The sequence below is a fragment of the Halomonas salinarum genome, from assembly GCF_012062845.1.
Taxonomy (GTDB): domain Bacteria; phylum Pseudomonadota; class Gammaproteobacteria; order Pseudomonadales; family Halomonadaceae; genus Onishia; species Onishia salinarum.
On sequence record NZ_WWNB01000016.1, the window covers coordinates 1 to 23,064 of the forward strand.

The 23,064-nt window shown below is 62.8% G+C and carries 21 protein-coding genes, 3 tRNA genes and 1 pseudogene; 21 read left to right on the plus strand and 4 right to left on the minus strand.

Annotated features, from left to right (window positions below; all coding sequences use genetic code 11):
* The 9 genes and pseudogenes from HF027_RS15625 to nadA all read left to right on the plus strand — a co-directional run.
* Nucleotides 1-167, plus strand: a pseudogene (locus HF027_RS15625) (IS4 family transposase); the annotation flags it as partial.
* Nucleotides 168-308: 141 nt separating this feature from the next.
* Nucleotides 309-2,150, plus strand: a complete 1,842-nt coding sequence (gene radD, locus HF027_RS11610; protein WP_168015873.1) for a DNA repair helicase RadD — start codon at nucleotides 309-311, stop codon at nucleotides 2,148-2,150.
* Between the two features lie 173 nt (nucleotides 2,151-2,323).
* A complete protein-coding gene (locus tag HF027_RS11615; protein ID WP_168015875.1) occupies nucleotides 2,324-3,286 on the plus strand; it encodes a segregation and condensation protein A in 963 nt (320 codons plus the stop codon).
* A gap of 9 nt (nucleotides 3,287-3,295) precedes the next feature.
* Nucleotides 3,296-4,270, plus strand: coding sequence for an SMC-Scp complex subunit ScpB (gene scpB / locus HF027_RS11620; protein WP_168015877.1), 975 nt, complete (start codon nucleotides 3,296-3,298; stop codon nucleotides 4,268-4,270).
* Entirely contained in the window at nucleotides 4,267-5,124 is an 858-nt protein-coding gene (gene rluB / locus HF027_RS11625; protein WP_168015879.1) for a 23S rRNA pseudouridine(2605) synthase RluB, read from the plus strand. The genes scpB and rluB overlap by 4 nt, the downstream gene beginning before the upstream one ends.
* Before the next feature lie 62 nt (nucleotides 5,125-5,186).
* A tRNA-Lys gene (locus HF027_RS11630) sits at nucleotides 5,187-5,262 on the plus strand.
* A 19-nt stretch (nucleotides 5,263-5,281) separates the two neighbouring features.
* Nucleotides 5,282-5,357 (plus strand) — tRNA-Lys (locus tag HF027_RS11635).
* A 38-nt stretch (nucleotides 5,358-5,395) separates the two neighbouring features.
* A tRNA-Lys gene (locus HF027_RS11640) sits at nucleotides 5,396-5,471 on the plus strand.
* A 460-nt stretch (nucleotides 5,472-5,931) separates the two neighbouring features.
* Nucleotides 5,932-6,960: a quinolinate synthase NadA gene (nadA, locus tag HF027_RS11645; protein WP_168015881.1), complete on the plus strand. Its 1,029-nt coding sequence runs from the start codon at nucleotides 5,932-5,934 to the stop codon at nucleotides 6,958-6,960.
* Nucleotides 6,961-7,293: 333 nt separating this feature from the next.
* On the opposite strand, the gene HF027_RS11650 is transcribed toward nadA, so the two are convergent.
* Nucleotides 7,294-8,751, minus strand: a complete 1,458-nt coding sequence (locus HF027_RS11650; RefSeq protein WP_168015883.1) for a M48 family metalloprotease — start codon at nucleotides 8,749-8,751, stop codon at nucleotides 7,294-7,296.
* Nucleotides 8,752-8,882: 131 nt separating this feature from the next.
* Here HF027_RS11650 and HF027_RS11655 point away from each other — a divergent pair, with 131 nt between their 5' ends.
* Nucleotides 8,883-9,134 (plus strand): sulfurtransferase TusA family protein, encoded by a 252-nt coding sequence (locus HF027_RS11655; protein ID WP_168015885.1) that lies wholly within the window; start codon nucleotides 8,883-8,885, stop codon nucleotides 9,132-9,134.
* Nucleotides 9,131-10,231, plus strand: a complete 1,101-nt coding sequence (locus tag HF027_RS11660) for an AI-2E family transporter (RefSeq protein ID WP_168015887.1) — start codon at nucleotides 9,131-9,133, stop codon at nucleotides 10,229-10,231. The genes HF027_RS11655 and HF027_RS11660 overlap by 4 nt, the downstream gene beginning before the upstream one ends.
* A 73-nt stretch (nucleotides 10,232-10,304) precedes the next feature.
* Here HF027_RS11660 and HF027_RS11665 read toward each other — a convergent pair whose 3' ends face one another.
* A complete protein-coding gene (locus HF027_RS11665; RefSeq protein ID WP_168015889.1) occupies nucleotides 10,305-10,778 on the minus strand; it encodes a peroxiredoxin in 474 nt (157 codons plus the stop codon).
* Between the two features lie 298 nt (nucleotides 10,779-11,076).
* Here HF027_RS11665 and dapA point away from each other — a divergent pair, with 298 nt between their 5' ends.
* The 4 genes from dapA (at nucleotide 11,077) to purC (ending at nucleotide 14,494) form a co-directional block, all read left to right on the plus strand.
* Complete coding sequence (gene dapA, locus HF027_RS11670; protein ID WP_168015891.1) at nucleotides 11,077-11,961, plus strand: 4-hydroxy-tetrahydrodipicolinate synthase; 885 nt, start codon at nucleotides 11,077-11,079, stop codon at nucleotides 11,959-11,961.
* 34 nt (nucleotides 11,962-11,995) lie between these two features.
* Nucleotides 11,996-12,937 carry an outer membrane protein assembly factor BamC gene (locus HF027_RS11675; protein ID WP_168015893.1) on the plus strand — a complete coding sequence of 314 codons (942 nt, stop codon included), beginning with the start codon at nucleotides 11,996-11,998 and terminating at the stop codon, nucleotides 12,935-12,937.
* Nucleotides 12,937-13,719 carry an MBL fold metallo-hydrolase gene (locus HF027_RS11680; protein WP_168015895.1) on the plus strand — a complete coding sequence of 261 codons (783 nt, stop codon included), beginning with the start codon at nucleotides 12,937-12,939 and terminating at the stop codon, nucleotides 13,717-13,719. Before HF027_RS11675 ends, HF027_RS11680 begins: the two co-directional genes overlap by 1 nt.
* Nucleotides 13,720-13,780: 61 nt before the next feature.
* A complete protein-coding gene (purC, locus tag HF027_RS11685; protein WP_136253649.1) occupies nucleotides 13,781-14,494 on the plus strand; it encodes a phosphoribosylaminoimidazolesuccinocarboxamide synthase in 714 nt (237 codons plus the stop codon).
* A gap of 202 nt (nucleotides 14,495-14,696) precedes the next feature.
* Here the strand turns inward: purC and tsaA are convergent, their stop codons facing one another.
* The gene (tsaA, locus tag HF027_RS11690; protein WP_168015972.1) at nucleotides 14,697-15,431 is read right to left on the minus strand and encodes a tRNA (N6-threonylcarbamoyladenosine(37)-N6)-methyltransferase TrmO; all 735 of its coding nucleotides are present in this window, start codon (nucleotides 15,429-15,431) and stop codon (nucleotides 14,697-14,699) included.
* Nucleotides 15,432-15,551: 120 nt separating this feature from the next.
* Here tsaA and HF027_RS11695 point away from each other — a divergent pair, with 120 nt between their 5' ends.
* The 4 genes from HF027_RS11695 to HF027_RS11710 all read left to right on the plus strand — a co-directional run bounded on the left by HF027_RS11695 (nucleotide 15,552) and on the right by HF027_RS11710 (nucleotide 18,134).
* Nucleotides 15,552-16,169 carry a methylthioribulose 1-phosphate dehydratase gene (locus HF027_RS11695; RefSeq protein WP_168015897.1) on the plus strand — a complete coding sequence of 206 codons (618 nt, stop codon included), beginning with the start codon at nucleotides 15,552-15,554 and terminating at the stop codon, nucleotides 16,167-16,169.
* Nucleotides 16,170-16,232: 63 nt separating this feature from the next.
* Nucleotides 16,233-16,805 (plus strand): 1,2-dihydroxy-3-keto-5-methylthiopentene dioxygenase, encoded by a 573-nt coding sequence (locus HF027_RS11700; protein WP_168015899.1) that lies wholly within the window; start codon nucleotides 16,233-16,235, stop codon nucleotides 16,803-16,805.
* On the plus strand, nucleotides 16,802-17,557 hold the full coding sequence (mtnC, locus tag HF027_RS11705) for an acireductone synthase (RefSeq protein ID WP_168015901.1): 756 nt from the start codon (nucleotides 16,802-16,804) through the stop codon (nucleotides 17,555-17,557). The genes HF027_RS11700 and mtnC overlap by 4 nt, the downstream gene beginning before the upstream one ends.
* Nucleotides 17,544-18,134, plus strand: coding sequence for a GNAT family N-acetyltransferase (locus tag HF027_RS11710; RefSeq protein WP_168015903.1), 591 nt, complete (start codon nucleotides 17,544-17,546; stop codon nucleotides 18,132-18,134). Before mtnC ends, HF027_RS11710 begins: the two co-directional genes overlap by 14 nt.
* A 148-nt stretch (nucleotides 18,135-18,282) precedes the next feature.
* Here HF027_RS11710 and nadC read toward each other — a convergent pair whose 3' ends face one another.
* A complete protein-coding gene (gene nadC, locus HF027_RS11715; RefSeq protein WP_168015905.1) occupies nucleotides 18,283-19,137 on the minus strand; it encodes a carboxylating nicotinate-nucleotide diphosphorylase in 855 nt (284 codons plus the stop codon).
* Nucleotides 19,138-19,351: 214 nt separating this feature from the next.
* Here nadC and ampD point away from each other — a divergent pair, with 214 nt between their 5' ends.
* Both ampD and aceE read left to right on the plus strand, forming a co-directional pair.
* Nucleotides 19,352-19,927: a 1,6-anhydro-N-acetylmuramyl-L-alanine amidase AmpD gene (gene ampD / locus HF027_RS11720; protein WP_168015907.1), complete on the plus strand. Its 576-nt coding sequence runs from the start codon at nucleotides 19,352-19,354 to the stop codon at nucleotides 19,925-19,927.
* 358 nt (nucleotides 19,928-20,285) lie between these two features.
* Nucleotides 20,286-22,973, plus strand: a complete 2,688-nt coding sequence (gene aceE / locus HF027_RS11725; protein WP_168015909.1) for a pyruvate dehydrogenase (acetyl-transferring), homodimeric type — start codon at nucleotides 20,286-20,288, stop codon at nucleotides 22,971-22,973.
* Nucleotides 22,974-23,064 lie beyond the last annotated feature (91 nt).

Sequence of the window (23,064 nt, forward strand, 5' to 3'; positions counted from 1 at the left end):
CGGTCCTCCCCTGGGTCTCGCCGGGGCGTGTGCCCGGTGTGATTCAGTCGATGCTGGAGATGGCGCCTGCCTTCGTCCTGCCTGAGCGACGCGAGCGATCTTACCCCCGATCAGTCAGGCGCCGACCACAGAAGTACCCGACCAAGAGAAATGCCAGTCAGCGTTAACTGACTGGCATTACGCCCCGAGGGCGGCGCTTTTTTATGCCTCGAAAGCGGCACTCTATGCCCCATGTTAGTGGCAACCGGTGCACTGCCATGCCGAAGTGCGCTCTCTACGCTTGGGCGGTGCTCAGGTAGAATGCACCCATGACTCAAACCGCCGCGCCTGCTACCGCCCCCGCCCTCGATGCGCCGACGCTGCGTCCCTATCAGCACGAGGCGGTGGCGCGTACCGTGGCGCATTTCCGTGCCAGCGACGACCCCGCCGTGGTGGTGCTGCCCACTGGCAGCGGCAAGTCGCTGGTGATCGCCGAGCTCGCCCGTATCGCCCGCGGCCGCGTGCTGGTGCTCGCTCATGTGCGTGAGCTGGTCGAGCAGAACCATGCCAAGTACGAGGCCTATGGGCTCTCGGCGGACATCTTCAGCGCCGGGCTCAAGCGCAAGGAGACCGGGCGCCAGGTGGTATTCGGCTCGGTACAGTCGGTGATCAATGATCTCGAGACGTTTTCGGCGGGAGATTTCACGCTGGTGGTGATCGACGAGTGTCATCGGGTCTCGCTTAGTGAAGACGCCAGCTACCGTCGCGTGATCGGCGCCCTTAATGATGCCAATCCGCGGCTCAAGGTGCTGGGGCTGACCGCCACGCCCTATCGCCTGGGGCAGGGCTTTATCTACCACCGCCACCATCATGGTATGGTGCGCGGCGACGAGGACTGCTTCTTCAAGGACTGCGTCTTCGAGCAGCCGCTGCGGCTGATGGTGCGCCAGGGCTATCTGAGCGAACCCAAGCGTATCGATGTGGCGATCGAGGGCTATGATTTCTCGGCGTTGGTGCCGAGTGTCGGGGGTAGCTTCAGCGATCAGGCGTTGAACGAGGTGGTAAAGGGCGCCCGGGCCACGCCCGGCATCGTCGCCGATGTGATGGCCCGTGCCGAGGACCGCACCGGGGTGATGCTGTTCTGCTCGACCGTCGCGCATGCCGAGGAAGTGACCGGCATGCTGCCCGCCGCCGAGACGGCACTGATCACCGGAACGACGGCGTCTGATGAACGCGAGCGGTTGATCGGCGCCTTCAAGGCCGGCGCACTCAAGTATCTGGTCAACGTCTCGGTGCTGACCACCGGTTTCGATGCGCCGCACGTGGATCTGATCGCGATCCTGCGTCCGACCGAGTCGGTGAGCCTCTATCAGCAGATCATCGGCCGGGGCCTGCGACTGGCGCCGGGCAAGCAGGATTGCCTGATTCTCGACTACGCCGGCAACCCCTGGGATCTCTATGCCCCGGAAGTCGCCGCGCCGCGCCCGGCCGGCGATACCGAACCGGTGCAGGTGGAATGCCCTCAGTGCGGCCATGCCAACCTGTTCTGGGGGCGCATGGACGGCGAACTGGTCATCGAGCACTTCGGCCGGCGCTGTCAGGGGCTTGTGGAACGCGCCTCTGCGCCGCCCGCGAGCACAGAATCAACATCGGCAACGCCGGCAATGGAGCAGTGCGACTTCCGCTTTCGTTTCAAGATCTGTGATCAGTGCGGCGGCGAGAACGACATCGCGGCCCGTGCCTGCGGTCACTGCGGTGAGCGCCTGGTCGACCCGGATGACAAGCTGCGCGAGGCGCTCAAGCTGCGCGATGCGCGGGTGCTGAGAGTCAGTGGCATGCAACTCGAAGCGGCCCGTAACGGTCGTGGCCTGGAGCGGCTCAAGATCAGCTATTTCGATGAAGACGGCACGTCGCTTGCCGAGTGGTTTGCACTGGAGACCCCGGCACAGCGGTATGCCTTCCATCAGGCCTTTCTTGCCCGGCATCTGAGAGCGCCGGGAACCGATTGGCGACCGACGAGCATTCAGGAAGTGCTTGAGGGCGAGGCTCGGCTCAAGGCGCCCGACTTCGTGGTCGGGCGCAAGGTAGGGCGCTTCTGGCAGGTACGCGACAAGCTTTTCGATTACCAGGGGCGTTATCGCAAGGCAGAGGCCGCCGGCCCGGACGCTTGATGCGGGCGAGCGGTTCTCGGCACGGCTTCGCCATCCGTCTCGTCATCCCTTTCGACGCGCATTGTGATGCCCAACGCCACGGCTGGCTTACGTTAGAGGCGTGACTCTTGGTAGACTGCGCCACCTTGCCGGTCATGCGGGCCGGTTCATGATGGCAGGAGACACTCCACGGTGTGAGCGAGATAGCCGAGACGTCGCGTGACGACGAGCCAGCTGCCGCCGCCCATCAGGCGGATATCCTCGCGCGGCTGTTTGACCAGCCGATCACCGAGCTGCCGGAGGATCTGTACATTCCTCCCGAGGCGCTCAGGGTCTTTCTCGAGACCTTCGAGGGGCCGCTTGACCTGCTGCTGTATCTGATTCGTCGTCAGAACCTGGATATCCTGTCGATCGACGTGGCGGCCATCACGCGTCAGTACATCGAGTATGTCGAGCTGATGAAGGCCATGCAGATCGAGCTTGCCGGCGAGTATCTGTTGATGGCCGCGATGCTTGCCGAGATCAAGTCGCGCACGCTGCTGCCGCGTCCGCCCAAGGGTGACGATGAAGACGACGAGGGCGACCCGCGGGCCGAGCTGATCCGTCGTCTGCAGGAGTATGAGCGCTTGAAGGAGGCCGCCGAGTCGCTCGGCGAGCTGCCCCGTGTCGGCCGCGACTGGTTTCCGGCGACCGCCGCACTGCCCGAGCTCGAGACGCGGGTGGTGCATCCAGATGTCGAGCTCGACGAGTTGCTCGGTGCCCTGGCAGGCATCATGAAGCGCGCAGAGCTTAACCAGGATCACAACATCAGCCGCGAGGTGCTGTCGACTCGCGAGCGCATGCTCAGGATCATGGAGGCGCTGCATCATCAGCGCTATACCCCCTTCGAGGCGCTGTTTACCCTGGAAGAGGGCAAGGCCGGGGTGGTGGTGACCTTCATGGCGCTGCTCGAACTCGCCAAGGAGGCGATGATCGAGATCGTGCAGAATGCACCGCTGTCGCCGATTCACGTTCGCGCGCGGCTCGCCGAGCCCGAGCAGGCCTATCAGCCTGACGAGGGTGAAGAGGTATCCGAGGCGGACGAGAGCCCCTTCGCCGTCGATGACATCCATGACCGCGATGACCCTATGTCGCTCACCGATAATGAGCAGGAGTAAGCCCGCGACATGAACGAGCGCTATCCTCTCGATCAGATTCTCGAAGCGGCCCTGCTGGCCGCTGGCGAGCCGCTGTCGACGGAGCGCCTGGAGAGTTTGTTCGACGATCATGAGCGGCCGCCACGAGGCGACCTGCGAGAAGCGCTTGGCCGGCTCGGCGAGCGTCTGGAGTCCGGTGCCCTTGAGCTCATCGAGACGGCATCGGGGTTTCAGTTGCGTATTCGTCAGCGCCTGTCGCCCTGGGTCTCGCGGCTGTGGGACGAGCGCCCGCAGCGTTATTCCCGGGCGCTACTGGAAACCCTGGCGCTGATTGCCTATCGTCAGCCGGTAACCCGCGGCGATATCGAGGAGGTGCGCGGGGTCGCGGTATCCACCTCGATCATGCGTACCCTGACCGAGCGGGGCTGGATTCGGGTCGTCGGCCAGCGTGATGTGCCCGGGCGGCCATCGGTGTATGCCACGACCCGCGGCTTTCTCGATGACTTCGGTCTCAAGACCCTTGAGGGTCTGCCGCCGATGCATGAGTTGAAGGACTTCGAGGCGCGCTTCAATGCGCTCGAACAGGCGGCTGACGGCGGGCAGCATGCCCAGGGCGGTGAAGCCGACGGCGCTGCGACGCATGACGCCGAGCAAGACGACGCGGCGGTGAGCACGCAAGAGACAGGTACCGAGGCGACAGGCAACGAAGACACCGCCACTCAAGAGACAAGCGCTGGCGACGCCGCCGACGAGGCCGCATCGCCCGCGCATCAGGACGGGGAGAAAGCCCCTGAATCGGGCGCCGCGGCGCCCAAAGATGAACACGCAACGGCCGGGACGACCGATGCGGACCCACACGCCGGGAAGGCGTCCACGCAGGCCGGGCTTAGCTTCGCTGATCTCGAAGCACGCCTGGCCGACCGCGCCCGCCAAGCGTCGACCGTCGATGAAGACGGCCGCGCGGGAACGGATCACTCAACTGATGAGACACCCTCAGAGTCATGAACACCACAAGCGAAAAACTGCAGAAAGTGCTGGCCCGCGCCGGCTTCGGCTCGCGCCGCGAGATGGAAGCCGCGATCAGTGCCGGTCGCGTCAAGGTCAACGGCCAGGTGGCGAGCCTCGGCGATCGCATCGAATCCCGTGACCGGGTCAGCCTCGATGACCGGCCGGTCAACCTGAAGACCGCCGAGGAAAGTACCCGGCGGGTGATCATGTACAACAAGCCGGAAGGTGAGCTGTGCACCCGCAAGGACCCGGAAGGCCGTCGTACCGTCTTCGAGCGTCTGCCGCGGCTCAAGGGCGAGCGCTGGGTGGCCGTCGGCCGTCTGGATATCAACACCAGCGGTCTTCTGCTGTTCACCACCGATGGAGAGCTTGCCAACCGGCTGATGCATCCCTCCACCGAGGTCGAGCGCGAATACGCGGTGCGGGTCATGGGCGAGGTCACCCAGGCGCACGTCAAGACCATGGTCGAGGGCGTGATGCTCGACGACGGTCCCGCGCACTTCTCCGACGTCCAGGAGTTCGGCGGCGAAGGCATCAACACCTGGTTCCATGTGGTGATCATGGAAGGCCGCAACCGTGAGGTGCGCCGCCTGTGGGAGTCCCAGGGGCTGACGGTGAGTCGCCTCAAGCGGGTGCGCTACGGCAATATCTTCCTGGATAAGCGGGCCAAGGCCGGCGAATGGACCGAGTTGACCCAGGCCGAGGTCGACGATTTGTCGGCGCTGGCTGGCCTCGAGTCGCGCAAGGTGCCGGAGCTTACTCCGGACGAGAAGAACCGCTGGAGTCGCGACAAGCGCAAGCGTCGCCCGGTGCAGGGCATGCGCAAGCCGGGACCCACACGTAAGCGCTGAAAAGCTACGAAAAAGGCTTGCCAAGACAGGGTGATACGAGTAACCTATGCGCCCTGTCGAGCGGGTCGTTAGCTCAGTTGGTAGAGCAGTTGGCTTTTAACCAATTGGTCGTAGGTTCGAATCCTACACGACCCACCATACTCGACGGCCCGGCGGCGGGTCGTTAGCTCAGTTGGTAGAGCAGTTGGCTTTTAACCAATTGGTCGTAGGTTCGAATCCTACACGACCCACCATTACCGCCGTTGCATGTCCCCGTTCGGGATGTGACTGCGGGTCGTTAGCTCAGTTGGTAGAGCAGTTGGCTTTTAACCAATTGGTCGTAGGTTCGAATCCTACACGACCCACCAGATTGCGACAAAATGCCCCGGCCTCCTTGAGGTCGGGGCATTTTGTTATGGGCGATGGTCTGGTGTGCCCCTGGAGTGCTCAGGCCAAGGCCCAATGGCTGCCGTGACCATGACGGCTTCACCACGGCTGCAACGATGACATAGATGTCAGTTATTCGTTGTGTTCGGCACCGGCCGCGGTAGCGGTCAGGCTCCAGGCGAGGCGCATGGCAGGGCGATCAAGGGCTGAGTGGGGCGGAAGATATCGCTGTCGTCATGCCGTATGGCAGGCGGTCTGGGGCGCCACGGCTCTTGAAAACGACGACAACCGCCATAATTAAAGCTAAAATGAACGTTGGGTAGGTGATGCGGGAGCCGCACCATCAGGCCCTCTGGAGCATCGGCACGTGCAGAGAGCACATGGGTTGATGCATCTGGTGCCATGCAGGGGGAGCCCCTGCCAGTCACAGTGGTAGACACGATGACGATAATGACTTCCCGAGCCGATGTGCGAGAGCATCTGGCCCGCGCTTACTGCCCGACGCGGATACCCGCCGAGGATGAAGCGCGCATCGACGAAATCAAGCGTTTGCTGCACGAGCGAAATGCCGTGCTGGTAGCGCATTATTACACCGACGACGCCATTCAGCAGCTCGCCGAGGAAACCGGTGGCTGTGTGGCCGATTCGCTTGAAATGGCCCGCTTTGGTGCCCGCCATGAGGCCTCGACGCTGGTCGTTGCCGGCGTGCGCTTCATGGGCGAGACCGCCAAGATCCTGTCGCCGGAAAAACGCGTGCTGATGCCGACCCTTGAGGCGACCTGCTCGCTGGACATTGGCTGCCCGGCTGATGAGTTCGCCGCTTTCTGTGATGCCCATCCCGATCGCACGGTAGTGGTGTATGCCAATACCTCAGCGGCGGTGAAGGCGCGCGCCGACTGGGTCGTGACCTCCTCGATCGCCGTCGATGTGATCGAGCATCTGAAGGCCCGGGGTGAGAAGATCCTGTGGGCCCCGGACAAGCACCTGGGTGGCTATATCCAGAAGCAGACCGGCGCCGACATGCTGCTCTGGGATGGTGCCTGCATCGTCCACGAGGAGTTCAAGGCCAAGGGTGTCGAGGATCTCAAGGCACTCTACCCGGAGGCCGCGGTGCTGGTGCATCCCGAGTCACCAGCACCCGTGGTGGAACTCGCCGATGTGGCGGGCTCTACCTCGCAGCTGATCAAGGCGGCGAAGGAGCTGCCTAACGACAAGCTGATCGTGGCCACCGACCGTGGCATCTTCTTCAAGATGCAGCAGGCCGTGCCGGACAAGACCCTCTTCGAGGCGCCGACGGCCGGACGGGGAGCGACCTGCAAGAGTTGCGCCCACTGCCCGTGGATGGCCATGAACGCCCTGGATAATCTGGCTGCTGCCCTGCGCGAGCAGAGCGGTGAAATCCAGGTAGATGATGATCTGCGCGAGAAGGCGCTGAAGCCCTTGGAGCGGATGCTCAACTTCCAGAGCTGACCTCCAGAGTTGGTCGGGCGCGCCGAGAAGGATTCATCTGCCGCCGATCGCCCTGTAGCGGCTCCCTATACCCGTGGCCAATCCGATATCCGTGATTGGTCCGATACCGGTAGTTGATACAAGAAAAAAGCGGCCCGCACCGATGCCTCGGTACGGGCCGCTTTTTTGTGTAGGCATAAGGCATGCGTACAAAGCGCGGGCGGTTGTCTGACGGTGCCTGAGTCCTTGGCCCTTAGTCCTTAACTCTTGGCCCTTAGCCCTTCCCCTTAGTAACTGACAAGTAACTGACACGCGCAAGAATCGCGGCAACCGAGGTGTCTCGCGCCGAATCAGCTACTGGAAGTCCTTGAGGTCCTCACGGTAGGTCTCGAATGCCTTGCGGCGCTCTTCGATGCGCCCGGTAATGCCGGTGTCGCCCCGTCGCTTGGCCACGTCTTCGGCGATGTCCAGCTGGCGTATGGCCTGGGTGATGCTTCCGGTCAGCTGTAGCTGTTCGGCGCGGGCAAGATGGCTCCAGGCCTCGCGACCACTGCGCCCGGCGGCCTCGGCTAGCAGGGTGAATATCTGTGGGTTTTCGGGGTGGCGCTCGGCGAGGGCGCGCAGGGTGTCGAAGGCGGCCTTCGCATCCTGCTGCAACAGTGCCTCTGCCTTGATCAAGCGTGCCGGAAGGTAGTCCGGCATCAGCCGTAGCAGTCGCTGGCTGCGCGAGAGTGCCTCGCTGTGTTGACCGGCATCCAGCGCCAGTTCGGCGGCAGTGGTCGGGATCAGTGACAGGTCTGGCCACTCATTCGCCAGGGTGTCGAGCGTCGAGAGGGCGCCTGCCAGATCGCCTTGCTGGGCGCGTATCAAGGCCGCCAGGTAGCGCTTGGCTGCCGGAGCAGGGTCATCCTGCGCGAGCAGGCTGGTGGCTTGTGAGGGCGCCCCCTGATGGATGGTCAGCAGGGCGCGGGCGCGCACCATGTCGTATTGAGGGCCCGGGTCGCGCAGCTCGTCGGTTTCCAGTGTCTGGGCTCGGGCCTGGATATCGCTGATGCGTGATTCGGTGAGCGGGTGGGTGAGCAGAAATTCCGGCGGGTTGCCGCCTTGCAGGGCTGCCTGGCGCTGCATGGCGCGAAACATGTCGACCATCGCCTGAGGGTCATAGCCGGCGTCACGAAGTACCTGAAGGCCCTGGCGGTCGGCTTCCTGCTCGTAGCGTCGAGAATAGGCCAGCTGGTCCTGGAAGAAAGCCGCCTGGGAGCCCATGGCGGCGGCCATGCCTGCGTCGCCGCCGCCGCCGGCAGCGATCAGCATGCCGGCCAGCATTGCGGCCATGGTGGGCAGCTGGGTTGCCTCGGCCCGGGCCTTCTGGCGAGCGTAGTGGCGCAGCGACAGGTGGCCCAGTTCGTGGGCCAGCACCGAGGCGAGGGCGGCCTCGTTCTTGGCGAAGGCAAATAGGCCGGCGTTGACTCCGACAACGCCGCCGGGCACGGCAAAGGCATTGAGCATCCGGCTATCGACCAGCGTGACCAGTGGCTGGCTGCCCAGGAAGCCGCTTTCGGGCAGCAGCCTTGCGATCAGGGTATCGACATAGTGCTGACTGATCGGGTCCTGCCAAAGTGGCGCCCGGGCACGAAACTGCCTGAGCCATGTTCGGCCCAGGCGGTATTCTTCGCTCGGATTGACGCCGCTGGTGGCTGAGCCAAGCTGCGGCAGATCGAACTCCAGCGCCTGGGCCTGAGTCGTGATCAAGGCGCCGGCCAGGACCAGCGCGGCGGTGGCGTGTCGCCAGGCCTTCCAGAGTAATGGCATGATGTTCCTTGTGCATGAGCGCCCGGGCGGAGGCGGGTCTTCTTCTCCGACCGCTACCTATCCGCTAAAGTGCCGTGTACAGAGGGCCGTCGGGCGGCCCCATTTTCATCCCCATTGTTTCGGGAGACGGCATGACCCTGCAACCAGACGATGTACTCGACGCCCGTAACCTGCCCTGCCCGCTGCCGCTGCTCAAGGCCAAGCAGTCACTGTCGAAGCTGGCAGTCGGGCAGGTGCTCGAGGTGATCGCGACCGATGCCGGTTCCTGGCGGGACTTCGAGTCCTTTATTGCCCAGAGCGCCCATGAGATGCCCGCCCGTGAGACCCGTGGCGAGGTATACCATTATTGGCTGAGAAAGGGCGAGGGGGAACGCTCGGCATGACGTTGAAGACACTGTTTTCGGGCTGGCTCGAGCGCTACTTCTCGGACGAAGAGGCGGTGATCCTGCTCATGCTGCTGATCGCCGGTACTGCCGCGGTGGTGCTGCTTGGCGGCATGCTGGCGCCCTTCTTCACGGCGCTGGTGATCGCGTTTCTGCTGCAAGGAGCGGTGAACTGGCTGACTCGACGTCGTGTGCCAGGGTTGGTGGCAGTGCTGGCGGTGTTCCTGGGCTTTCTCGGCATTCTGTTGGCCATGGCGCTGGTGGTCATGCCGCTGATCTGGAATCAGCTGGTCAGCCTGGTGCAGGAGATTCCGCGCATGTTCGCCAGTGGCCAGAGTTTCCTCGACGAGATGCAGCTGCGTTACCCCAACCTGGTCACGCCGGATCAGATTCAGGGCTGGATCGATGCCGCCGGCCGAGAGCTTACCCAGTTTGGCCAGCGCGCACTGACGCTATCGCTTGCCTCGCTTGGCAATCTGATGGACCTGATCATCTACCTTGTTCTGGTGCCGATACTTGTGTTCTTCATGTTGAAGGACCGGGAGCGATTGGTGGGGTTCATGCTATGGTTACTGCCGCGCAAGCGTGACCTGATGACCCGCATCTGGCATGAAATGGATGCCCAGATCGCCAACTATGTCCGCGGCAAGTTCATCGAAATCGTGATCGTCGGCAGTAGCGGTTTCCTGATCTTTGCCTATTTCGGCCTGCCGTATTCGGCATTACTGGGCATGCTGGTGGGGCTGTCTGTGCTGATTCCTTTCATTGGCGCGGCGGTTGCCACGCTGCCGGTGGCAGCAGTCGCAGGGTTTCACTTCGGTATCGGCGAACAGTTCCTCTACGTGATCATCGCCTATGGCGTGCTTCAGGCGCTGGACGGTAACGTCTTGGTGCCGATCCTGTTCTCCGAGGCGGTCAACCTGCACCCGGTATCGATCATCCTGGCGGTGCTGTTCTTCGGCGGCATCTGGGGTTTCTGGGGGATCTTCTTCGCGATTCCTCTGGCAACCCTGCTCAAGGCCATGGTCTATGCCTGGCCGCGGGGTATCAAAGAGCACGTCGACAACCCGCTGAGTGACGAATTGCCGAGCCCCTGACGCCATCCCTTTGCTCCCTTGCCGCATGGCAGGCACGGGGAGCAAAGGGGGGAAGGGCCAGAGATAATGGGCGTTAACCCTCGTGCAGGGCCTGTGCCGCTTCGAGTACCTCGTCGACATGGCCCTTGACCTTGACGCCGCGCCATTCGCGGGCGAGATTGCCCTCGGTATCGATCAGGAAGGTGCTGCGTTCTATGCCGAGATGCTCCTTGCCGTAAAGCTTCTTCAGCTTGATGACATCGAATAGCCTGCAGACGGCTTCGTCCTTGTCCGAGATCAGTTCGAAGTTGAAGGCCTGCTTGGCCTTGAAGTTTTCCTGAGCCCGGATGCCGTCTCGAGAAACGCCCAGTATCACTGTGTTGGCGGCATCGAAGGCCTCCTTGCGGTCGCGAAAGTCGCCGCCTTCGGTGGTGCAGCCCGGGGTGCTGGCCTTGGGATAGAAGTAGATCACCACCTGCTTGCCCTTCAGTTCGGACAGCGTCACGGTGGTATCGCCGGTCGCGGTGGCGGTGAAGTCGGGGACGGGGTTACCGATGCTGACGCTCATGGGAGACTCCTGTGAGGTATCTGAAATCGTCGTGTCTAACGGCGTGGTGACGCCATCGCAAGGCGCCGAGCCTACTGGAGGCCGACCCTTGAAATTGTGCAAGAATTACACGTCACTGGGGCGATGCTGTAAAGGCCGTGTTGAAGGCAACGAGGCCGAGCGGAAAAGTCCTTGCGCTGGGTTCTGTACAGGCTCTAGCGGCCTGAGTACCATCTAGTCCCTGGTTCCAATCCCGGTTGATTCATTAGCGCCACTATTCTGCGGCGGCTGATGCGCAGGCGTTTGTAGAGGAAAGAAAATGATCAAAGGCAGTATCGTCGCCCTGGCGACGCCGATGAAGGCAAACGGAGAGATCGATTGGGAGGCTCTGCGCCGCCTGGTGCGCTTCCATCTCGAGCATGGTACCGATGGCATTGTCGCCGCCGGCACCACCGGTGAGCCGACCACCATGTCCTTTGCCGAGCACTTCGATGTGATTCGCACCGTGGTGGAAGAGGTCAATGGCCGCATCCCGGTTATCGCGGGCACGGGTTCCAACAACACCACGGAGGCGGTGGAGCTTACCCGCTACGCCAAGGAAGTTGGTGCCGATTACTGTCTGACGGTGGCGCCCTACTACAACAAGCCCACCCAGGAAGGCCTGTTCCAGCACTTCAAGGCCATCGCCGAGGCCAGTGATCTGCCGGTGATTCTCTACAACGTGCCCGGCCGCACCTGCTCGGATATCTATAACGAGACCGTGCTGCGCCTGGCCGAGGTCGACAACATCATCGGCATCAAGGATGCCACCGGTAACCTGGAGCGTGCCGAGGATCTGATCGAGCGCCTCAAGGGCTCCGGTTTCATGCTCTACTCGGGCGACGATGCCACGGCCTGTGACTTCATGCTGATGGGCGGCCATGGCGATATCTCGGTGACCGCCAATGTGGTGCCGCGCGCCATGCACGAGCTGTGTGCAGCCGCTGTCGCCGGCGATAGCGACAAGGCGCATCAGATCAACACCCGCTTGATGCCGCTGCATACCCAGCTGGGGATCGAGGCCAATCCGATTCCGGTCAAGTGGGCGCTCAATCATATGGGCTACGCCGATCAAGGCATTCGCCTGCCGTTGACCTGGCTATCCGAGAAGTATCATTCAACGGTCAGCGAGGCGCTGCAGCTGGCTGGCGTCAGTGACGACTGAAAGCCCCTCGCTGGCTGACAATTAAGGTGGATGCATGAAAGCTGCCACGAACTGGATGCCGCTGGTAGCGGCTATTGCCCTGGCAATGGCTGGTTGTTCCAGTGGCGGTTACTACGATGACCGCAGTGAGGCCTACACGCAGGCCAAGAGCGCCGAGCCGTTGACGCTGCCGGCCGGTAGCGAGCTCTACGAGACCCGTGAGGCGATGCCGGTGCCCAAGGCCAATCGGCCCTATCGCGCCAGCGATGACGAATTTACTGCGCCAAGGCCCCAGCCGACGGTCGCGGTGCGCGACTATGTCGAGCGTCGCAGTATGGGCGACGCCCGCTGGCTTACGGTCAATGACCCGCCGGAGGTAGTCTGGCCGCATGTCGTCGAGTTCGGTGAGCGCCAACGCCTGACCGTCACCGAGCGCGACGATGCGTCGCGACGCCTGACAACGTCCGATGGCATGATCGCCGTTCGTGACGGCCTGGGTGACACCAGTCAGGTGCGCTGCGAACGCAATAACCGTGCGCTCGACGGTTGCCTGGATGCCCTGGCCAACTACCTAGGCGCCCGTGGGCAGACCGCCATGGCCTCCAATCTTGCCAGCCGTGAAGGGGCCGGAGCATCGCTGGTGCGTCTCGTCGGTAACGAAGGAGAGCGTGCGCTGCTGATTGAAGCCGACCCCGATCAGGTGTGGGCGGAGCTGAGTCATCTGCTCGAGCGCGACTTTGATCAGCCGGAGCAGCAGCTGGTGAGTCAGGATGCCGCCGCGGGTGACTTCCAGGTCGCCTATCTTCCCCTGGCCAAGCGCCAGGCGGGCCTTATCGGTGGGCTCTTTAGCGACCAGACGCCACGCCCAGCACGGCTCAAGGTAGTGCCCGCCGCCGAGGGGCAGACGCGGCTGACCGTGGCTGCCGCCGGCGAGCCGGCGCTTGATGATGATGGCGTGCGTGACCTGCTGGGCCGGCTGGCCTCGCTGTTGCGCTGATGCCGCCAGCGGCACGCGCCCTGCACTTTGCGTCGCTGGGCAGCGGCAGCAAGGGTAATGCCACCCTGGTCAGCGATGGCGAGACCCATCTGCTCATCGATTGCGGCTTCGGCCTGCGCGAGACCGAGCGGCGGCTCGCCCGTCTGGGGCTCCACCCCAGGCAACTCGCCGCCGTGCTGGTGACGCACGAGCATGGCGATCATATTGGTGGGGTGGGGGCCCTGGCGCGGCGCCATGCACTGCCGGTCTACCTGACCCCGGGCACCTGGCTATCTGGTCGCCTCAAGCAGGTGCCTCGCCACGAGTGGATCACGCCACAGGCGATGTTTGCCATTGGCGGCCTTGAGATCATGCCGGTGACCGTGCCCCATGACGCTCGGGAACCGGTACAATTTCACGTCAGTGCCCATGGTCGGCGGCTGGGGGTGGTGACCGATCTTGGCCACCCCAGCGCGCATGTGGTTCAGGCGTTCGCCGGCTGCGATGCCCTGATCCTCGAGTGCAACCACGACCGGCAACTGCTGGCGGACGGGCCCTATCCGCCGCGTCTCAAGCGCCGTGTCGGCGGCGACTGGGGCCACCTAGCCAATCCGCAGGCGGCAACGCTGCTGGCGGGGGTCGGGCTCGACAGGCTGCAGCGCATCGTCTGTTCGCATCTGTCGGAACATAACAACCGCCCCGAGCTCGCCCTGGAGGCCCTGGTACCGCTGCTCGATGGCGATGAATCACGGCTGGTGGTCGCCGCCCAGGATCAGGGCCTGGATTGGCAGACCCTTCGTTAGCACTCGTTCTGAAGTACCCGTTTCAGCACCTATCCGTTACCTCCCGATTCGGAGACCCCTCATGGAAAAGCGTCAAGAGCTCTATGCCGGCAAGGCCAAGTCGGTCTACCACACTGACGACCCGGATCGCTTGATCCTCGAATTCCGCGATGACACCAGCGCCTTCGACGGTGAGCGGATGGAAGCCCTGGCGCGCAAGGGCATGGTCAACAACAAGTTCAATGCCTTCATCATGGGCAAGCTTCAGGAAGCCGGCATCCCGACGCACTTCGACGGCCTGCTCTCGGACACCGAATGTGTGGTCAAGAAGCTCGACATGCTCCCCGTGGAGTGCGTGGTGCGCAACATTGCCGCCGGTAGCCTGTGCAAGCGCCTGGGTGTCGAGGAAGGCCAGGCGCTGACGCCGTCGACCTTCGAGCTGTTCCTGAAGAACGACGCCCAGCATGACCCGATGATCAACGAATCGCTGGCCGAGACCTTCGGCTGGGCCACTCCCGAGCAGCTTAAGGAAATGAAGGCGCTGACCTACAAGGTCAATGACGTCTTGAAGGCATTGTTCGAGGCGGGTGGCATGCTGCTGGTCGACTATAAGCTTGAGTTCGGCGTCTTCAAGGGCCAGATCGTGCTCGGCGACGAGTTCTCGCCGGACGGCTGCCGCCTGTGGGATGCCAAGACCCGCGAGAAACTCGACAAGGACCGCTTCCGTCAGGGCCTGGGCGGCGTGATCGAGGCCTATGAGGAAGTGGGTCGTCGTATCGGCATCAGCTTCGACTGAGGACGGCCAGCGCGCCATGCTTAACGAAGGGCCTTGCGGGGCCCTTCGTCGTTTCTGCATGTGGTCAGCGGCACGGACGATGAGCGCCGGGGACAGGCGGCACGAGGGTCTTTTGCCAGGGATGGCAAAAGTAGCGCCCAGGGATGGGTTCATAGCGCCCTCGCGACGCCTTGGCGCCGGGACAGCTCATCATGTCGAAGCGCTATACCGCCACGATCTCGACGACGTCCAGGCGCGTCTCGCCTGCCTCATTGACCAGGGCGCGAAAGCGCACATCGACGTCGCGCAGGCGCACCCCGTAGACACGCGACTCGGCTCCCTTGCGGTAGGCGGGGCGCGGGTCCTGGGCCAGCACCTGACGGATCAGGGCGCGCAGTGAGGCGGCGTCTTCTCGCTGGGCCAGGGTCGCCTCGGCCTCTACGGAGAAGTCGACCGCACACTGGGGGGGGGCATCTGGCGCGAAGCCGGCGCTGGCGTCGGGGTGAGCCTCGGCCCAGGGCAGGTAGGGCTTGATGTCGAGCACCGGGGTGCCGTCCAGCAGGTCATGGCTGGCCAGTTCCAGGACTACGCCACCTTGCGAGGTATCGATGCCCTTGAGCTCGACGAGCGATAGCCCCAGACGGTTGGGCCGGTGGGTGCTGCGGCTGGCGAAGACGCCCATCTTGGCATTACCGCCAAGTCTTGGTGGGCGCACCAGCGGCGTCCAGCGCTCGGGGCTATGGTGAAAGACAAAGGTCAGCCAGAGGTGGCTGAAGGCATCGAGGCCGCGCACCGTCAGCGGGTCGTCATAGGGTGGCAGCAGCACCAGGCGGCCGCGAGCCGCCGGGGCGAGTCCCGGCTGGCGGGGAATGCCGAACTTATCCGGATAGTCGCTCTCGATACGCCCGATGGGCGTGAGGGCGAAGGCGTCGGCGCGAGAATCAGGGGGAGCAGTCATGGGCGCCATTATGCCGTGCCTGCCCGGGTAGCGCACGGGGCCCCAAGGGGCGTCACCAGCAGGATTGGCGGCGGGGCGAGGCTTCGGTAGGCTGACGGCATATTCAGGGGAGATACCGCGGTGATTGATCTCGAGCAGCTGGCGCTTGCCCAGCAGACCATCGTTGATGCTGGCGACACGCTATACCGAGCCGGTCAGGTGCCGGCCACCGGCGGCAACTTTTCGTTGCGTCTGGACGGCGCGCATATGGCGGTGACCGCGTCGGGGCGCCACAAGGGGCAACTGACCCCGGCCGATGTCATGGTCACCGATTTCGATGTCTCGCCGGTGGGCAGTCCACAGAAGCCCTCCGATGAGGCACGCCTGCACGGTCAGCTCTACCAGGACTACCCCGAGGCCGGGGCGGTGCTGCACACCCATTCCCGGGCAGCCACCGTGTTGTCGCGTCTGATCGAGGGTGACACCCTGACGCTCGAGGGCTTTGAGCTGCAGAAGGCCATTGAGGGCGTGACGCGCCACGATACGCTGCTCGAGGTACCGATCGTCGATAATAGCCAGGATATCGATGCACTTGCCGAGGTGGTACGGGGGCGACTGCAAGGCCTGAATACTCGCGCCTACCTGATCCGTGGTCACGGCCTCTATACCTGGGCTCGTGATATGGCCGGATGCCTACGCCAGGTCGAGGCGCTAGACTTTCTTTTCGACTGTGAACTAATGATGCGCCGCGCCCGCTGAGCGGGACGGTCCGTGATGCGGCCCGCTGCGGCCCGTCATCACCTTGCCTGATGGAGCACTGCCATGAGCTTTCTCAACGTCTACCACGATCACGACCCGGAGCAGCCGCTGCTCCAGACCCACGACGGCGAGCGTATCGCGTCTGAGCTGGCGGCTCACGGTATACGCTTCGAGCGCTGGCCCACCAAGGCTGACCTGGCCCCCGATGCCGATCCCAAGGTAGTGCTCAACGCTTATGATGAAGAGGTAGAGCGCCTCAAGGCCGAGGACGGCTTCGCCACCGCCGATGTGATCGGCCTGACCCCGGATCACCCGGATAAGGAGGCACTGCGCGCCAAGTTCCTCGATGAGCATCGTCATAGCGAAGACGAGGTACGCTTCTTCGTGCGAGGTGAAGGCGTCTTCTACCTGCATCTTGAATCGCGCGTCTATGCGGTCGGCTGTTGCCAGGATGATCTGATCTCGGTACCGGCGGGTACGCCTCACTGGTTCGATATGGGGCCTGAGCCTCACTTCACGGCTATTCGACTTTTCACCAACCCCGAGGGTTGGGTAGCCGACTTCACCGGCGAGTCTATCGCCTCGCGCTTCCCGCGCTTCGAGGCCTTGCCGACCGGTCGGGGAGATGCGGCATGATTCGCGCCATCGTCACAGACATCGAGGGCACGACCGGGTCCATCGCCTTTGTTCATGAGGTGCTCTTCCCCTATGCCCGCCACCATCTCGGTGATTTCCTGCGTCGTTACCATCAACAACCTGAGGTCGCGGCACAGCTCGAGGCGGTGAGAGAGGAAGCTCGCGAGCCCGCCGCGGATCTGGAACGGCTGTTTACGATTCTGGAAGACTGGAGTCAGGAGGACCGCAAGGCCACGCCGCTCAAGGTGTTACAGGGCATGATCTGGGAGGCGGGCTATAAGGCGGGTGATTTTACCGGTCACGTCTACCCGGATGCCGCCGAGGCGTTGGCGCGCTGGCAGGCCGAGGGGTATGCGCTCTTTGTGTATTCCTCGGGCTCGGTACAGGCTCAGCGGCTGTTGTTCGGCCATAGTGATGTGGGGGATCTCACGCCGCTGTTCTCGGGCTATTTTGATACCACTACCGGACCCAAGCGCGAGGTCGAGAGCTATGCACGGATCGCCGAGGCGATTGGCATGGCACCCGGGGAGATCCTCTTCCTCTCGGATGTGGTCGCCGAACTCGATGCGGCCAGTGGGGCTGGGTTTGTCACCTGCCAGCTGGTGCGTGAGCCTGGGATGGTGACTGGCGAGCATCCGGTGGCAGAGCGTTTCGACGAGGTGGTGCCGGAAAAAGGGGGTGTTGTGGGGCGCGACAATGATCATTCAGGCGCGGTGAGCGACAGGTCAGGAGGGTCTGATGTCAGTCATTGAGCGCTATCCTGATGGTGATCGCCCTGCTGGCAGCCGCCCTGCTGGCAAGGCGACGGATAGCCATCCACGTGCCGGTAAGGCGCGCATCGTCTATCGCGATGCGGTGCCGGATGATGGTGCCGACCAGGCAGAGGTCTTCCATCACGCGGTGATGCAGGGGGCCGCCGAACACTATAGCGTCGAACAGCGGCGTGCCTGGGCATCCGTTCTGCCGCGTGAGGGTAGCGCCTGGTCGGCACGTCAGCTGCTTCGCAAGACCATTGTGGCGGCCTGTGATGGCCGCTGCGTCGGGTTTCTGGAAATTGGCCCGAGCATCGATGGTGCCGGGTATATCGAGACGCTTTATGTCTGGCCTTCCCTGGCTCGCCGGGGCATCGGCAGTACGCTGTTGCTGCATGCGCAGCGGGTGTTTCTGGAACAGGGGCTGTCGCGGATGCGGATTGGGGCGAGCCTGATGCTCGCCCCGCGTCTCCTCCAGCGAGGCTGGCAGCAGGAAGGCGAAGAATGGGTGGAGCGCGGTGGCGAGCACCTGCAACGAATCCGCCTGGTCAAGCGGCTGGATCTGGTCGAAACCTGAGTAGCAAAGCGACGCCTGCGTTTTACCCCCCGACTGGTGGCGTCGCGTTGTGCGACCTATCGTCGAACACGGAAATCGAACATGGGCGTCGAGCCGGACCGCCGGCCACTGTCAGCGGGTCTGGCTCGACGCTTGATTAGCGCACGGCTTAGCGGGTCTCAGTGACCAGGATGCGCATCGACAGGTCAATCGACTGGACGTCCTTGGTCAGGGCGCCGCTGGAAATGCAGTCGACCCCTGTCTCTGCAATGTCGCGCAGGGTCACATCGCTGACGTTACCAGAGGCCTCTAGGGTGGCGCGGCCGTTGCCTCGGCGCACGGCCTCGCGCAAATCCTCCAGCGAGAAGTTGTCGAGCATCACTACATCGGCGCCGGCTGCCAATGCCAGATCGAGTTCTTCAAAGGTCTCGACTTCGACCTCGACCGGCAGGTCTTTTGCGATGTCGCGGGCTTCCTTGACGGCCGCTTCGATCCCGCCGGAGGCGGCGATATGATTTTCCTTGATCAAGAAGGCGTCATAGAGACCGACCCGGTGATTGTGGCCACCACCACAGCTTACGGCGTACTTCTGTGCGAGGCGAAGGCCAGGGAGGGTCTTGCGCGTATCCAGAAGGCGCACGCCGGTATCTTCGATCAGATCGACGTAAGCACGGGTACGTGTTGCCGTGCCGGAGAGCGTCTGCAAGAGATTCAGCGCAGCGCGCTCGCCGGTCAGCAGGCTGCGTGCCGGGCCCTCGAGCTCAAGCAGGGTGTCGCCGGCGGCCAATCGGTCGCCATCGGCATGCTGCCAGTTGAGCGATACCCGAGGGTCCAGACGGCGGAACAGCTCATCGACGAAGGCGACGCCACACAGTACGGCGTCCTCGCGAGTGATCACTCGGGCGGTAGCCCACTGGCGTTCAGGAATCAGCTGAGCGGTGATGTCGCCGGGGCCGACGTCCTCGGCTAATAAGCGCGCGGCGCTGGTGCGGATCTCTTCGGCGAGGGCTTCGTGATAATGCATGGCGGCCTGGGCTCCCTGGCGTGGGCAGCACCGGCGCTGGGCAGCGGTGCCTGTAGGATGTATCAATGCGACGATCTTCTATTATAGGGAATCGACGCCTGGCGCGTCACATCGCAGGTGTCCATGATTCACGTCGGTGGCAGGCTTCAATGGCGAGCGTCGCTGGCGGCTGAATCCAGGACAATGAGGAGATACGTCTTATGGGGAATATGGCATGAGTATCGAGCAAGGGTGTTGGGCGCCAGCGCGTCAGGTGGCGTCACCTAACGTCAATGACCGCCCCGACGGAGAAGTCTCGGCGCTGGTGCTGCATTCGATCAGCCTACCGCCGGGCGTTTTTTCCGGCGATGCCATCGAGCAACTGTTCACCAATTGCCTCGATCCCTCAGCGCATCCCTACTTCGCGCAGGTTGCCGACCTCAGGGTCTCCGCGCATCTACTGATTCGTCGCGATGGTGAAGCCGTGCAATTCGTGCCCTTTGAGCAGCGCGCCTGGCACGCCGGCCGCTCCTGCTGGTTCGATGGTGCCGCCTGGCGGGGGCAACTCAATGACTTCACGATCGGTATCGAACTCGAGGGCGACGAGCAGACCGCTTATCGCGACGCTCAGTACTTGACGCTTGCTGGCGTGGTCCGTGACCTTCTGGCGCATTACCCCTTGTTCACGCCCGAGCGCATCACAAGCCATGCCCGTATTGCGCCACTGCGCAAGACAGATCCTGGCCCCGCCTTTGACTGGGCCTATTTTCGCCAGTGTCTGGCGAAACTATCCACACCCCAGCACAGTTGAACGACGCTTACCGGGCCCGGCACAGTGTGAAAGTCGCTCAATTTGGTTGTAGTTTACCTACAGGGTCGAGCTCTCGACCAGGTCTGAGTAGCAGGTGCGCTAGGCCTTTGTGTTGCAATGCAATATTTATTACGGAAATAATTTCCAGAATTGTCGTAATTGGCAGGGGCTAGTCTTTGCGGTATCTTCGTGGCCAGATTCCGGGCATTGCGAGTATCGCTATGTAAGGACACTACATGCCATTATTCTGGAGACGTGATCCATAGAAGGTCACGCCCGCACTGAAGAGCGCCACACGCCCCTCCCTCCTCCCGGGTGAGGGCAGACCGACACAATATCTTCATTCGGAGAGACGTCTATGAGTCTGGAGGCAAGAGAAGATTTCGATCCGACCGAAACCAAGGAATGGTTGGAGTCCTTGGCATCGGTCGTTGATCGGGAAGGCGAAGAGCGTGCTCAGTATCTATTGAGTCGACTGGCTGATCGCCTGCGGCGCGATGGCCGTATTCCGCCGTTCTCTGTAAACACGCCCCACCGGAACACCATTCCGGTGCATCGTGAGGCGAAGATCCCCGGCGACATGTTCATCGAGCGCAAATTGCGCTCGGCGATTCGCTGGAATGCCATGGCGCAGGTGCTGCGGGCCAACAAGAAGCACAAGGGACTCGGGGGGCATATCGCCAGCTTCCAGTCGTGTGCGACGCTGTATGAAGTGGGTTTCAACCACTTCTTCCGCGCCGACGATGGCGAGCACAAGGGTGACCTGATCTATATCCAGGGTCACGTGACGCCGGGTATCTATGCACGTTCCTACATGGAAGGCCGGCTGACCGAAGAGCAGATGGATAGCTTCCGCCAGGAAGCCGAGGGTGGTGGTCTGCCGTCCTATCCTCACCCCTATCTGATGCCCGACTACTGGCAGTTCCCGACCGTCTCCATGGGCCTCGGGCCGATCCAGGCGATTTATCAAGCTCACGTCATGAAGTACATGGACTCCCGTGAGCTGACCGACATGCGTGACCGTAAGGTCTGGGCATTCCTCGGCGACGGTGAGTGCGATGAGCCGGAATCCCTGGGCGCCCTGCACCTCGCGAGCCGCGAGAACCTCGACAACCTTATCTTCGTGATCAACTGCAACCTGCAGCGTCTCGACGGTCCGGTGCGCGGCAATTCGCGCATCATGGATGAGCTCGAGGGCGTGTTCCGCGGTGCCGGCTGGAACGTCATCAAGGTGGTCTGGGGCGGTCAGTGGGATCCGCTGTTCGAGCGCGACAAGCATGACATGCTGCAAAAGCGCATGGACGAGGCAGTCGACGGCGAGTACCAGAACTACAAGGCCAATGGCGGCGCTTATACCCGCGAGCACTTCTTCGGCAAGTACGAAGAAACGGCCAAGCTGGTTGAGGACTATTCCGACGAAGACATCTTCCGTCTTAACCGGGGTGGTCACGATCCGCAGAAGGTCTACGCGGCCTACCATGAGGCGGTCAACAACGCCGACGGCCGCCCGACCGTGGTCCTCGCGCATACCGTCAAGGGCTATGGCATGGGCGGCGGTAGCGGTGAGGCCGATATGGAGGCCCACCAGATCAAGTCCATGGAACACGAAGCGCTCAAGAAATTCCGTGACCGCTTTGGTGTGCCGATCACCGACAAGCAGCTCGAGAACGGCGAGGTTCCGTACTATCGTCCGGACGAAGATACACCGGAGATGAAATATCTGTTCCTGCAGCGCGAGAAACTGGGTGGCTTCCTGCCCAAGCGCCGCACGGAATACGAAACTCTCGAGATTCCCGGCCTCGACGACAAGATGTTCGCCTCCCAGACCAAGGGATCGGGCGATCGCGAAGTGTCGACCACCATGTCGTTCGTGCGTGTGCTCAACGGCCTGGTCAAGCACAAGCAGCTGGGCTCCCGCGTGGTGCCGATCATCCCTGATGAGGCACGCACCTTCGGTATGGAAGGCATGTTCCGCCAGTTGGGTATCTACGCCTCCGGTGGCCAGAAGTACGATCCGGTCGATGCCGGCCAGATCATGTACTACCGCGAGGACAAGAAGGGACAGATTCTCGAGGAAGGCATCACCGAGGCCGGCTCCATGGCGGCCTGGATCGCGGCGGCAACCGCCTACGCCAACCACGACATGACGCTGATTCCGTTCTACATCTACTATTCGATGTTCGGCTATCAGCGTATCGGCGACCTGGTGTGGGCAGCCGGCGACCAGCAGGCGCGTGGCTTCATGATTGGGGGTACCGCCGGTCGAACCACCATCAACGGTGAGGGCCTGCAGCATCAGGATGGCCACAGCCATATCCTGATGTCGACCGTGCCGAACTGCCGCTCTTACGACCCCTGCTATGGCCACGAAGTCGCGGTCATCCTGCAGGACGGCATGAAGCGGATGTATCAGGATCGTGAAAGCTGCTTCTACTACATTACGGTGATGAACGAGAACTACACTCATCCCGAGATGGTGGAAGGCAGTGAAGAAGGCATCGTGCGTGGCATGTATCGTCTGCAGGAAGGCAAGGCCAGCAGCAAGAAGGCGCCGCGTGTTCAGCTGATGGGCAGTGGCACCATCCTGCGCGAAGTCGAGGCCGCCGCCGAGATGCTGGCTGACGAGCATGGCGTCGTGGCCGATGTCTGGAGCGTGACCAGCTTCAACGAACTGCGTCGCGAAGCGCTCGACTATGATCGCAGCCAGTTCCTCGAGCCGGACGACAAGCGCGAGAAGCCGTGGATCACACAGCAGCTGGATGGCTGTGAAGGTCCGGTGATCGCATCGACCGACTACATGAAGCTCTACGCTGACCAGGTTCGTGCCTGGGTGCCCACTGATTTCCATGTCCTGGGTACCGACGGCTTTGGTCGCTCCGACACGCGAGAGCAGCTGCGTCGCTTCTTCGAGGTGGACCGCTATTACGTCACCGTGGCCGCGCTGAGAGCGCTGTCCGAACGTGGTGAGATCGACCGCAAGGTCGTTGCTGATGCCATGAAGACGTATGGCATCGATCCGACAAAGCCGAATCCGTTGGATTCCTGAAGCGCCCGTAAGGGGTTGATAAGGCGACGGGCGAGTGACAATGACACGGCAATTACGCTGCGTTGGCTCGCCCTCCCTGACCCATTTTGCG